A 12,913-nucleotide genomic window follows, 5' to 3' on the forward strand; every position below is an offset into this window, starting at 1 on the left:
CATCCGGGTACGTGCTAACCGGGTGGGACGGGCTGATGATACAGCCCTTAGATTGAGGGTTGCCCGAAACAGAAATGGACTGAGGGCGTTAACCACTCAAGAATCCCATGGCTTTAGCCGTGTGGAGTGTCAATTGGCGGATATGACACAAAAAGGAGGGGACGACATGAGCAAAACGAGCGAAAACGCTCGGTATTACGAGCGTTTTCAGGTAGAAGACGTTTTATCTTTTTTTTCCGGCCGCTTGGTGCAGGCCAAATCCAGGTCGGGAACACAAGTGTTCTTGCAGGACATCGCCATCGACAGACCCTTGCCGCCGGGATCGAAAGAAATGTTGCTCCAATTGCGGCACCCTCACTTAGCTCCCATATTGGACGTGATGGAGGAAAAAGGTCGGGTAGTACTCGTTCATCCACCATTGGTGGGTGATCCCCTGCCACTGGTGGTGACGAAAGAGAAGCCGATGTCCCCGCTACAAGCGGTGCGCGTATTTGAACGGTTGCTCAAAACGAAGCTGGATTTGAATCGATTGCCCCTTCCCCTCGATACAACCTTGGATCCGCGCAATGTGTGCATGGTGGAAGAACAACCGCTGTTGTTGTTTTACGGTATCAAACGCTTCGGGAAAACACAAAAAGACGAGAAGTGGCGTTCCCTCCTGTACTTTTTGTTGACCGGCAATCAGTGGCATCCCGAAATGAATGCGGAAGAGACAAGAGAAGCGTTGAGGAAAGTGCCCCAGCCCATTCGCCAGTTGGCATTGGATTGCTTGGAAGGAACATGCTCGATAACCGATGCGATCAAACGAGCACGACAACTGCTGTTGCAAGCCAAGATGAAACAATCGTTCCGCCTCCGGCGACGTTACTGGTACCGAGCGCTGACAGCGGCGACCGTGGTAGTGGGGACCCTGTTGGGATTGCAGGCGGCTGATTTGAAGACCACCCCTTCTCATGCGCTCCAACAGTGGATAAACCGTGGTGAACGTGAACGTGCGATCTCATCAGATCACACCGGTACACAACAAATGGGTATGGCCGGTGTGATGCAATCCCGTCAGTCTGATGGCGGAACCCGAGTGTCTACTGTTCCGTTGACAGGGGAGAGCGAATCAGTGTATCGGTGGCCGCAACCGGTACAGGGACCGACACATCTGACAGGGGAATTGCAACAAAAGGAGAACCAACCCTTTACCATTTCGCTAACGCAAGAGGGGAAGGGTCAAATGTTCGGCGTGCAGGTGGACGGTGAAGGCCGGATCAATCTGGTGATGGCCAAATCGGGCAAATCGTATACCCTTTCGCGATCCGATGAGGAATTTCGCGTGCTGCCCAATCGGACTTATTTATGGCATTTCTATTACATACCGGAAGAGCCCTTACGGTTCGCGATCGGGGAGAAAGGAAAAAGTGCCCAATGGCTGGCGGCCGGAGTCGTTCCGCCGGAATCGGTCTACATGTTGACATTCCAGGGTGGACAGGCCACGAAGTTGAACAACGTGGAAGCATCAACAGGTTCTACGGCGAGTACCGACGCCGGTGAGTGGATGCAGGGTCAACCGTGGGATTTGGTATATGGGAAAGGTGTCGTGGAACCCAATCAGCTTCATTTGAACACGACCGCGCAAGTGAAATTGGGGCCTGCGGGTGCGTTTTCCTTTCTCAGGCCGTCCGGTTTTCGCGGCGATCCATTGCAATTGGAGATGGACAATGCGGACGGTCATCGGTTCCGGTTTGTGTTGACACGATCGGACCGGATGGTGTTGTACCGATTGGATGAGGAAATCAAGAAGGTGGCTGACCGTCCGTTGGGATGGAAGTGGCAAACGGATCAGGCAACGTCGGTGACCGTTGCATGGGATTCCAATGTGTTAACCATCCTCGTGAAGCAATCCGGTCATGAAGGAACAATCGCATATACGCACGAAGTTCCCATCTCGTTGGAAGAGTTGGACTTGATCAACCATGATGCGATAGATTTATTGGTCTCGCCATGAGTACGGTTTCTCCATCGGGACCGTTTTCCCGTTTCGCTTTCATCGAAGGCGATCGGAACGGGAAAGCGGTCCCGATTTCATGATCGGTGGTTATGGAAACGCCAGCCCCTTTCCACTACAATGAATGTGAATCCGATACCAAAGATGGATAACCAAACGGAGTGGTACCCCATGCGAACCCTGCGTGACCGATTGCGAGCGTATCACGGCAGCAAAAGAGAAGAATCGTCCTCTGCGAACCGAACGTGCATCCCGGAGAAAGCGCCATTGGGATTTGTGTGGCGGGAAAACGAACAAGGACGCTATCTGTTTCGACGCCGCGTTTTTTCATTGGGAAAACGGGTGGGAACCTATCCGCTGGGCTCGCTGTCCCGCGAGATGCTTTCGGAATTCGCCCGCTTGACGGATAGATCGGATCTTCCGGTGGAACCAGTGGAAATCCTGTTTTTCGACACAGAAACGACGGGCTTGGGGACGGGTGCCGGTACATACGTGTTTTTGTACGGGCTGGGGTATTATCGGGACGGCGCGTTTGTGGTGGAGCATTATTTTCTGCCGGATGTTTCACAGGAAAGGGCGTTGTTGCAGGATTTCGCCGAGGTGGTTCGATCGTTCCGCGTGTTGGTCACCTATAACGGCAAAGGGTTTGACTGGGGGCTGGTGGAGACGCGGTACGATTTCCATCGGATGCCTCACCGTTCTTTTTTACCGGATTGGCGGCACTGGGATTTGCTGTATCCTGCACGCCGCTTATGGCGCCATGGTTTGCCGAGTTGTCGGTTGAGCGATGTGGAAGAGAAATGTTTGGCGATTCGACGGCAAGATGATGAACCAGGTCGTCTGGCTCCCGCTCTGTACTTCGATTATTTGCGCCATCATGATTTGACGCTGTTGGACGGTGTGTTTCGTCATAATGAGCAGGATCTGTTGTCGCTGGTGGGGTTGCTGGCTCATCTGTCTCACCTGATACACGGCGAAGTGGAGGGATCCCCCGAAGAACGGTTGGCGATCGGTCGTTGGTGGATCGCCGCGGGAAATGACACCGAAGCGGAAGCATGGTTGGTCCCGCTTTCCGGGGAAAGTGGATTGCCCCTTTCGTTACGACGGGAAGCACGACGGTTGTTGAGCGCGCTTTGGAAACGGGCCGAAGCATGGGATATCGCGGTGCCACATTGGAAGCGTTGGTTGGAGGACGATCCTTGGTCCGTCTTCTGTTGTATCGAACTGGCCAAATACTACGAACATCAAGTGCGGGAATTTGATCAGGCGCTTAAGATGACGCAGAAGGCGTTGGAAGTGCTTGGAGCGAAAAGGCTGATGGGGAGATCGTTTTCCCGAGAATGGCGGAATGAATGGGAGGATGTGCGAAAGCGGGAACGCAGATTATTAAAGAAATTGGCGAATCGACGCGATGATGCTGGACAATTGGACTTGGGGATCTGAACCGAAACGGGACCGGGGTCCCGTTTTTTTATTGATTTTTATTATGAAGCATTCTACGATAATGTATGAATTAAATTATAAATATTTCATTTACAATAATTGTATTTTAAGGGGGGAATGGGTTGTTTTCGGCTGACGCTTCACAAAAAAATTATCTCGCTCGGTATTGCATCGAAGATGTGATCACGCTTTCTTCCGGCCAGCTCCTAATGGCCAGAGCATTGGACGGCTCAAGGTATATTCTTCAAGAAATCCGGTTGCGTCGCGCATTGCCCCCGGGGTTTGAAATGGTACTTCGTCACTTGGATCATCCCCATCTGCCAAAGATTGTTGAAGTGTTGGAAGAGGCCGATTCGGTGGTGTTGGTCCATCCCCCGTTGTCAGGCGAACCGCTGTCCATGCTTGTGAATGAAAAAAACGTGATGCATCCGATGAAATCGTTGGAGATATTTAGAAAATTACTTCGGACCTTGCTGGATCTCAACCGGTTACCGTTACCCCTGGGAACCACCTTGGATCCCCGCAATATCATCATGGATGGGGATCATCCCTATCTTTTGGTCGTCCATTTCAAGCATTTCAGTCCATCCCATGAAGACGAACGGTGGCGTGAATTGCTGTTCTTTCTGCTGACGGGAGAAAGACCGGACCGAAACAGCTTGGAAAAACAATGGGAACGTGTACAGCACCGTATCCCTCCGGAGATGCAACCCCTGGTTCGCAATTGTTTTGATAAGGATAAAGGGATTGAGGAAATTTTATCCCAATCGTCAAATATTCAGTGGGAAAGAGCCCGTGTTCAGAACAAACGCATCTCCAAGCGGGTGGTTTTCTCCGCAACTATGGCCTCTCTTTTGGTTTTTGGCTCCATCGTGGGGTATCAGGTCGCCATGCAAGCTTCCCTGCAGAAGAAGCCGTTGGATCAGACCGTTATTGCACAACAGGGGCAGAATGTGGATCAACCTTTTTCCACCATGCGGTTTGACGGGAGCGGCTCGTTTCAACCCGTCATTATCAAGGCGACTGACGGTGCATGGATCCGTTTTCACGTGAATGTCCCGGAAAGTGGTTGGCCATTAGTCGTCCGGTTGGGTTCCACTCCAGATGCTCCGACCATTTCGATTCAAAAAGAGGAGGAGCCGTTGATCTGGGAGGTGTGGGATTCGGACAAAAACGGAAACTACGAAGCACAGATGGAGATCTTGTTGCTTCCACGGCAGCCCGTACGGCTTGCGCTGTCCGATCCGGAAGGGGAGTGGAAGTGGATGGCAGCTACCTCGTCCATTGATTCCGTTCCTACTGAATTGAATCTGTCGGGAGGCGATGGAGTGAGCGTAACGGAGGGTGTCGTTCGTTCCTTGGCACGATCCGGGGATGCAGCTACTTCCTGGAACAAAGGTCTTCCTTGGTCGTTAGTACGAGGAGAAGCCCTAATCAAGGAAGGTAAGTGGACACTGGGGGCCGGCAGTGTGGCCACCGTCCGGCCAGATGCGCCGGTTTCGCTGACGTACCGTCCGCGCTCCGGCCGGCAAGCGCAGTTGATGATGGAATGGGAGCTGAATCAAGGCGATCCGTTGCGTTTGGTGGTGAAGTCAGACGGGATGACACTGTTCCGTATGGGGCGGCAACCGGTTCCGTTGCAGAAGCAATCATTCAAACAGAGGTTGCGCCCAGGGCGTAATACCATCGTGTCTGTCTCCGTTGACGATGGGCTGACCGTTTATTTGCAACAGGGCAGAAATGCGGCGACACTGGTCCATCCGCTTCCTGCCGACCAACTGTCATCTGCGAAAATCAGTGCGATGAGACAAACGGTGTTGACCAAAACATCACAGCCACCATCACGAGAAGGGCAGAAGTGAGACAAATGTCAAAATGGAATAGTACCTTTCATGATTAAGAGCGGGAGCCGGTACCCGTCGCCGAGCGTAAAAAGTGGTTGACGCTCGACTTTGTATGGATCGTCATCGGAATCGATTTGTCGGTGGTATGGTTGGCAACGCAGTTGGGCGCCGGCATGACGCCGTCGGATGTGGTATTGCGGTTGTTGGCTGTTCTCGGTTCGTTGATTCCGCTTGCCTATCTGCCTGCAATGCGATGCGGGTTCATGTCAGGGTGGCAGGACCGTTCAAGGGATCCATCATTGTCACGCTGAATCCACCCTTGCGGACTTGGTTGATAACATGAAACCCCCTGAGCGATTCAGGGGGTGTTTTGTATTAGTTCACGGCGTGTCCGGTTCTTCGGACAAGATGATTTGTTTTCCCAGCTCCATCAAGCCGACCGCCTCAAACACATTGACGCCAACCGTGTGAATGATCGGTTGACCGTCTTTGTCGATGGCCACCAAAACCATGCCTTCATAATGTTCGCTCTCTTTGACGATATACTCCAGGGCTTGTTGAAGCTGCTTCTTCATATCTTCTTCACGGCCCCGGATCACTTCGAAGATGTTCTTAACACCGCCCATTTCGGTCGGCTCCCTCCGTCTTCTTTTCAATTCTCGCATCCTCCCGTCAAAGCATGTACGTATTATACCATAACGGGAAAAGATGGTTGAGACTGATGACAAAGTAGTCGAACCATTGCGGGGGCTCCGTTGTCCCGTAGAGTGTGGAGAGGGGGCGGGAAAACGAAGCCCTTAACTTTGTCAACAAGCTGTTTTGGAGGTTTTTCGCCGAGAAGATAAGAAACCTGTGACGGGCGGGTGATGGATCAAGTTGGGTGAAATGTGGCCGGTTATACCGTAACGCCGATTCTTTGTTCAAACGCCTGTTGAAGTTTGCGCGTCACCAATCCCGGTTGGCCCGTACCGACTGGGACGCCGTCCACCTCGACGACCGGCACGATTTCTTTGGTCGTACTGGTGATGAAGACTTCGTCTGCGGAACGAAGGTCTTCCAAAGAAAATGCCTCCTCACGAACGGGAATCCCTTCTTTTTCCGCCAATTTCAAGGTGACGGCACGTGTGATTCCGTGTAAAATGAGGTGGTTGGCGGGATGTGTCCACAAGGTACCGTCCTTGACGATGAACACGTTGGTGGCGCTGCCTTCCGTCACCGTCCCGTTCCGGTGAAGAATCGCTTCTTGCGCACCGGCGTCCACTGCAGCTTGTTTGGCCAGTACCGCACCCAGCAGGTTGAGGCTTTTGATGTCACAGCGCAACCAGCGGATGTCTTCCTGCGTAATGGCACGGATGCCGTTTTTCATCAGATCGGTGGGACGCTGTGATTCAACGGCATAGGCTGTCAACACCGGTTCACTCTTGGACGGAAACGCATGATCCCGAGGAGCGGCGCCACGTGTGATCTGTACATAGAGGTATCCGTCTTTGAGTTGATTGGCTTCGATCAATTGCAGCAACAGGAGTTCCGTTTTCTCGCGAGGGTATGGCAACTGCATCCGGATTTCCCGCGCGCTTCGTTCCAGGCGGTCCAGATGCTCACCAAAGCAGAAGGGATGGCCGCCGTAAACACGGATTACTTCATACACACCGTCGCCGAACTGGTATCCACGGTCTTCCACGTCCACACGCGCCTCGTCGCGCGAGATCAACTGATCGTTGAATAGAATGGTCATGCGTTTGGCCTCCTTGTCCGAGTCATTTGTCGGGGAAATCATATTTCCCGTTTCTTCATCCACCATATACGTTTTAGTTTGCATGAAGTTGCGGCAGTTGACAACCTTTTCTTAAAAATCGAAACAACGGTGTTTTCCGGTCTGACTGGGGAGGATAGGAAGAAAATCAAACCGGAAAATCCACGGTTATGACAGGTGAGCACTACTTAGGACAAACAGGTGCGCATCATTCGCTCGCAAACGGCAAAATGCAAATTTTACACAATATGTAGTAGTGGTATAATAAGCTTACACCTACATATTGCGGAATGAATGGTGCTTGCATCAACCAACCATGATGGAACGAAAGAAAAAAGTGGTCATGAGGAGGAATTTGGGGTGAAAATCAAACGATACTTTACCCGTCCGGGAGAAGATCCTTTCAACTCCGTAGAGTATGTGAAACGGGATTGTCGGATCACCAACCCTGATGGTTCGGTTGTGTTTGAGATGAAAGGGGCGGAGGTCCCCAAAGCATGGTCGCAGGTGGCGGCCGATATCATGATCTCGAAGTATTTCCGAAAAGCAGGCGTTCCGCAAAAGGACGAAAACGGCAACCCGATCTTGGATGAGAACGGGAATCCGGTAACCGGACCGGAAACGAGCGTCAAGCAGGTGGTTCACCGTCTGGCCGGTTGCTGGCGGGACTGGGGAGAACGTTACGGCTATTTCGATACCGAAGAAGACGCGCAGGCGTTTTACGACGAATTGGTGTACATGATGCTGCATCAGATGGCTGCACCCAACTCGCCGCAATGGTTTAACACGGGGCTGGCCTATGCCTACGGTATCAAGGGGAAACCGCAGGGTCACTATTATGTCGACCCCGAAACGGAAGAATTGAAACAGGGGGAAGACGCCTACAGCCGTCCTCAGCCGCACGCCTGTTTCATCCAGTCCGTTGAGGACGATCTGGTGAACGAAGGCGGCATCATGGACCTGTGGGTGCGTGAAGCCCGCCTGTTCAAATACGGAAGCGGAACGGGCACCAACTTCTCCAACATCCGCGGCAAGGGTGAACCGCTTTCCGGCGGGGGCACCTCTTCGGGATTGCTGTCGTTCCTCAAAATCGGTGACCGAGCCGCCGGTGCGATCAAGTCGGGTGGAACGACCCGTCGGGCGGCCAAAATGGTCTGTTTGGACATCGACCACCCGGATGTGGAGGAGTTCATCAACTGGAAGTCCAACGAAGAGAAAAAAGTGCGTGCGTTGATTGCCGCCGGATACGATCCTTCGTTCAACGGCGAAGCGTATGAGACGGTATCCGGTCAAAACTCCAATAACTCAGTGCGCGTCCCGCACGAGTTTTTCAAAGCGCTGGAGGAAGACGGCGGCTGGGCACTCAAATACCGTACCAACGGCAAAACAGCCAAAGTCGTCTCCGCGCGCGATTTGTGGCAGCAGATCGGACAAGCTGCATGGGAATGTGCAGACCCCGGTGTGCAATACGACGGTACGATCAACGAGTGGCACACCTGCCCGGCTGGTATGGACGGCCAAGTGGGTGCACGTCACAACCGGATCAATGCATCCAACCCGTGCTCGGAGTACATGTTCCTCGACAATACGGCGTGTAACCTGGCGTCGCTCAACCTGATGAAGTTTTTCGACGCGGATACTCGTAAATTTGACATCCCGGCATTCAAACATGCGGTGCGCCTCTGGACGATCGTTCTGGAGATTTCGGTACTGATGGCGCAATATCCGTCCCGGGAAATCGCCAAACTCTCCTATGAATACCGTACGCTGGGGCTGGGGTATGCCAACATCGGTACGCTGCTGATGGTTTCCGGCATTCCCTATGACTCCGAAGAGGCATTGGCGATCACCGGGGCGATCACGGCAATCATGACCGGGACTGCGTATGCTACCTCGGCCGAGATGGCTAAGGAGTTGGGACCGTTCAAAGCCTTTCCGATCAACCGGGAGCACATGTTGCGTGTGATCCGCAACCACCGGCGTGCGGCGTACAATGCTCCCGCGGAGGAATATGAAGGTTTGACCATCATCCCGATGGGCATCCATCCGACCAAATGCCCCCCGGATCTGCTTCAGGCGGCGCGGGAAAGTTGGGACGATGCGCTGAAGCTGGGGGAACAATACGGGTACCGCAACGCCCAGACCACCCTGCTTGCGCCGACGGGTACGATCGGTCTGTTGATGGATTGCGACACGACTGGGATTGAGCCAGATTTCGCATTGGTGAAATTCAAAAAGCTGGCCGGCGGCGGGTACTTCAAAATCGCCAACCAATCGATCCGTCCGGCGCTGAAAAACCTGGGCTACACCGAGGAACAAATCGAGGATATCCTGCGCTACGTAATCGGTACGCTCACCCTGGACGGCGCTCCACACATCAACCGCGAGACGCTGAAAGAAAAAGGGTTTACCGATGAGGATCTGCAGAAGGTGGAAGAAAAACTGCCCACCGTGTTTGAATTGCCGTATGCGTTTACGGTGTGGACTTTGGGTGAGGAAACCCTGCAACGGCTCGGCTTCCAGCCGGAACAGTACAATGCACCGGACTTCAATCTCCTACGGGAACTTGGCTTCACCCGTGAGCAGATCGAGGAAGCCAACGATGTCATCTGCGGCATGATGACGATCGAGGGGGCACCGCACCTGAAAGAGGAGCACTACCCCGTATTCGATACAGCCAACAAGTGCGGTAAACACGGTACGCGGTTCATCCACTACATGGGCCACTTGCGGATGATGGCGGCCGCCCAGCCGTTCCTGAGCGGTGCGATTTCCAAAACGATCAACATGCCGGAATCGGCCACAGTGGAGGATATTTGCCACGCCTACTTGGAAGGCTGGAAACTGGGGCTGAAGGCAGTGGCACTCTACCGTGACGGTTCGAAGAGCTCACAACCGCTTAACACCCGGGGCGATAAACGGGAAAAAGAAGAAGAGCCAACGGAAATGCCCGAAACGGCAGAAGCCTATGCTGCCGCTTCCCAGTTGCGGGAAGTGTTCGCGGACGGCCATGTCCCCAGTGTGCGGCGTCGCCTCCCGCGCAAACGGGAAGGATTTACGCAGGAAGCACGTATCGCGGGTCAAAAGGTGTTCGTCCGCACCGGGGAATATCCGGACGGTTCGCTGGGTGAGATTTTCATCGACATGCACAAGGCAGGGAGCACAATGCGCGGCTTGCTGGATGCCTTCGCCGTGGCAGTCTCGCTCGGCCTGCAACATGGTGTCCCGTTGGAGAAGTACGTCAATTCCATGACGTTTACCCGCTTTGAACCGGCCGGTACGGTAGACCACCCCAACATCAAGATGGCCACGTCCGTGATCGATTACGTATTCCGCCTGCTGGGCATGGAATACCTGGGCCGCACCGATTTCGTGCAAGTGCCGCCGAAAAAGGAAGAACTGCGCTGTTATGTCAACGAGCAAAAACGGAAACAACAGGCCGAAGCCAAAGAAGAAACTAGCTCGACCCGGGCATCGGCGGAAGTGGAACAGGGATACCGCGAAGTGACCGGGGCGCAAGAACCAGGCAACAACCAGAACATCGAAGCGATTCGGGCCAGCAGCGGCGCACCATTGTGTATTGAGTGCGGAGGCATGACCAAACGGAATGGCTCCTGCTATGTCTGCCTTGACTGCGGCGCCACCACCGGCTGTTCCTGATCGTTTGCGGCCGTACCCCGTGAGGGTGCGGCCGCTTTTTTCATCGGGACACATTTCGCTTAACCAGACACGCTCTAAATCGAGATCGTCTCCCACAGTTCCTGGGCGATCAGCTCATGTCCCCGTTCATTGGGGTGTACGGGGTTTCTGGTGATGATGGGCACATAGTTCTCCAGCCGGCCGGTTTGGTATCCGTCAATCAATAGGGGTTCCATCCCCTGAAACAATTCATAAATATTGACGACGGTGATGTCCCATTGTGCGGACACATCGGTCGTCATCTGATTGAGTACGGGTACCCAGGTATTGGGCAATGCTGAAAAGGGAAACGGATTGAAGAGGTTCAAGGTAAAAATGGGAGCAGAGGATAGCCTGCGGATTCGCTTGTACAGATGCTGCAGGTTGTTTCCGTAGGTGGTGATCACTTGACTGAACACCTTGGGATTTCGGGACAGCAGATATTTGACATGGGCAAAAATGAGATCATTGCCTCCGATGTACACCGTAATCAGTTGGGCATTCCGGATGGCGAGACGGGTCGAGAACCGAGCGGACGCCTGAAGCAAATCCCCACTCGTCCACCCTTTCTTGCAGATAGTGTATAAATTGGTCGGCAGTCCCTGGTGTTTCAACCGTTTGGTCAGCCGGTGCGCGTATCCTAGGCGGCGGGGTGCGTTGTAACCAGCAGTGATGGAGTCGCCTAATGCGGTGTAGACAAAAGGTTGTGCCATCGCCTCCCCTCCCCGGATCTCAAGGATTGTCGGTCGTTTCCTGTTATATGAATATGTCGAGACGGGAAGAAAAGGAAGGGCTTTCGTGGTATAATGGCAACAGTTTCAAGTCAGGAGAAGGGCGTGTACCAGATTGACCATCTATGCCATCAGCGATTTGCATTTATCGTTCAACAAACCGGTGACGTTGTACGGGATCGACCATGACCGTGACGTGACCAAGCCGATGGATGTGTTCGGTTGGGATCGCCACTACGATCGAATCCGGGATCAGTGGTTGGAAGTGGTCAAACCGGAGGATACGGTACTGATCCCGGGTGATATCAGTTGGGCGATGAAAATCGAAACGGCGAAAAATGATTTTGGCTGGATCGCCCAACTGCCGGGAAAAAAGGTTCTCTCTCCCGGCAATCACTGCTACTACGTTTCCAGCAAAAAAAAGGTACGCGAGGCGCTACCGGAGGGAATGTACTGGATCGATGCCGATTACACGGTGGTGGAAGGGTGTGTCGTGGCTGGCACACGCGGCTGGACTTTGCCGGGGGATCACCGTTTCTGGGATGAGGAGCGGGATCGCCCTATCTATGAACGGCAGGTAGGGCGCCTGCGACTTGCATTGGAAGCGGCGGTGAAAGCAGAGCCAGACAAGCCGATCATCGTGATGCTCCACTACCCACCGGTGACCAAACATGTCCGCAGCTCAGGTTTCTTTGACGTGATGAAGGAATTTGGCGTCGCCACCTGCGTGTATGGTCACCTGCATGGCAAAGCGGCTGAAGAAGCGGTGCAGGGAGAATACGAAGGGATTGACCTGCAACTGGTTGCGTGCGATTATCTGGATTTCCGGCCGGTGCAGGTGAAGGTGCCGGGAGTGGGTCACAGGAACGGCTAGGTCGTTAATCCTTCGATATAGACAGGGTGTGCTTTTTCCTACCCTTGGAAAAAGGCACACCTTTTTTGTTGGTGACTGACCAGACACATCATTTTTTACAGGAAATCTGTTGGCTACGTCTGGCATGATGGGGAATAGCAAACCATCATATCCCAAGGGTGTACTGGATAATGTCGACAAAAGCGGCGAGGACAGGGTTACATGGCAGCCGAAAACTGGACTACGGTTTAGCCACAGTAGCCATCAAATTTGATAACGGGTATATTGTTGCCGGACTTTCCCTGCGTGAAACCGAAAACCTGATTAGAAAAGTATATAAACAGAAAAACTGATCATTCATTAGAAAAATGGGGGAGCGCGAGGGGGCTGTAATCCCCCTCAATTTATTGAGGGGATACACGGACCCCCTCGCATTTTTTATAGATTGACAATTCCGTTATATTGGTATTACCATAATGGTATGAAAAAAGAGTCTTGGAAGTCAACAGGATCAGCAGTTTATAACCTAAATTATCATTTTGTATGGTCTACCAAATATCGAAGGAGGGTACTGAACGAATCGATTGGAGCAACATTGAAAGAGTCGATCATCCA

11 protein-coding genes are annotated in these 12,913 nt (G+C 53.1%); 8 read left to right on the forward strand and 3 right to left on the reverse strand.

Annotated features, from left to right (window positions below; genetic code table 11):
* Nucleotides 1-166 precede the first annotated feature (166 nt).
* The 4 genes from NWF35_RS05515 (at nucleotide 167) to NWF35_RS05530 (ending at nucleotide 5,594) form a co-directional block, all read left to right on the forward strand.
* Nucleotides 167-1,996: a serine/threonine-protein kinase gene (locus NWF35_RS05515; protein ID WP_301238090.1), complete on the forward strand. Its 1,830-nt coding sequence runs from the start codon at nucleotides 167-169 to the stop codon at nucleotides 1,994-1,996.
* Between the two features lie 171 nt (nucleotides 1,997-2,167).
* Complete coding sequence (locus NWF35_RS05520; RefSeq protein WP_301238091.1) at nucleotides 2,168-3,439, forward strand: ribonuclease H-like domain-containing protein; 1,272 nt, start codon at nucleotides 2,168-2,170, stop codon at nucleotides 3,437-3,439.
* Nucleotides 3,440-3,561: 122 nt separating this feature from the next.
* The gene (locus NWF35_RS05525; RefSeq protein WP_301238092.1) at nucleotides 3,562-5,301 is read left to right on the forward strand and encodes a serine/threonine-protein kinase; all 1,740 of its coding nucleotides are present in this window, start codon (nucleotides 3,562-3,564) and stop codon (nucleotides 5,299-5,301) included.
* Between the two features lie 77 nt (nucleotides 5,302-5,378).
* Nucleotides 5,379-5,594, forward strand: coding sequence for a hypothetical protein (locus NWF35_RS05530; RefSeq protein WP_301238093.1), 216 nt, complete (start codon nucleotides 5,379-5,381; stop codon nucleotides 5,592-5,594).
* Between the two features lie 69 nt (nucleotides 5,595-5,663).
* On the opposite strand, the gene NWF35_RS05535 is transcribed toward NWF35_RS05530, so the two are convergent.
* Together NWF35_RS05535 and dat are read right to left on the reverse strand one after the other, a co-directional pair.
* Complete coding sequence (locus NWF35_RS05535; protein WP_301238094.1) at nucleotides 5,664-5,939, reverse strand: hypothetical protein; 276 nt, start codon at nucleotides 5,937-5,939, stop codon at nucleotides 5,664-5,666.
* Between the two features lie 239 nt (nucleotides 5,940-6,178).
* The gene (dat, locus tag NWF35_RS05540; protein WP_301238095.1) at nucleotides 6,179-7,018 is read right to left on the reverse strand and encodes a D-amino-acid transaminase; all 840 of its coding nucleotides are present in this window, start codon (nucleotides 7,016-7,018) and stop codon (nucleotides 6,179-6,181) included.
* A gap of 312 nt (nucleotides 7,019-7,330) precedes the next feature.
* On the opposite strand from dat, the gene NWF35_RS05545 reads away from it, so the two are divergent.
* Nucleotides 7,331-10,696, forward strand: coding sequence for a vitamin B12-dependent ribonucleotide reductase (locus NWF35_RS05545; RefSeq protein WP_301238096.1), 3,366 nt, complete (start codon nucleotides 7,331-7,333; stop codon nucleotides 10,694-10,696).
* Between the two features lie 74 nt (nucleotides 10,697-10,770).
* On the opposite strand, the gene NWF35_RS05550 is transcribed toward NWF35_RS05545, so the two are convergent.
* Nucleotides 10,771-11,427: an SGNH/GDSL hydrolase family protein gene (locus NWF35_RS05550; protein WP_301238097.1), complete on the reverse strand. Its 657-nt coding sequence runs from the start codon at nucleotides 11,425-11,427 to the stop codon at nucleotides 10,771-10,773.
* 133 nt (nucleotides 11,428-11,560) lie between these two features.
* Between NWF35_RS05550 and NWF35_RS05555 the strand changes: the two genes are divergently transcribed.
* From NWF35_RS05555 to NWF35_RS16815, 3 genes are all read left to right on the forward strand, one after another.
* Nucleotides 11,561-12,319, forward strand: a complete 759-nt coding sequence (locus NWF35_RS05555) for a metallophosphoesterase (RefSeq protein WP_301238098.1) — start codon at nucleotides 11,561-11,563, stop codon at nucleotides 12,317-12,319.
* Between the two features lie 170 nt (nucleotides 12,320-12,489).
* Nucleotides 12,490-12,651 (forward strand): hypothetical protein, encoded by a 162-nt coding sequence (locus NWF35_RS05560; protein WP_301238099.1) that lies wholly within the window; start codon nucleotides 12,490-12,492, stop codon nucleotides 12,649-12,651.
* A gap of 128 nt (nucleotides 12,652-12,779) precedes the next feature.
* Nucleotides 12,780-12,913: transposase (locus NWF35_RS16815; protein ID WP_363321562.1), on the forward strand; the 134-nt coding region annotated here is incomplete at its 3' end.

This window comes from Polycladomyces subterraneus (assembly GCF_030433435.1).
In the GTDB taxonomy this organism is placed as follows: domain Bacteria; phylum Bacillota; class Bacilli; order Thermoactinomycetales; family JIR-001; genus Polycladomyces; species Polycladomyces subterraneus.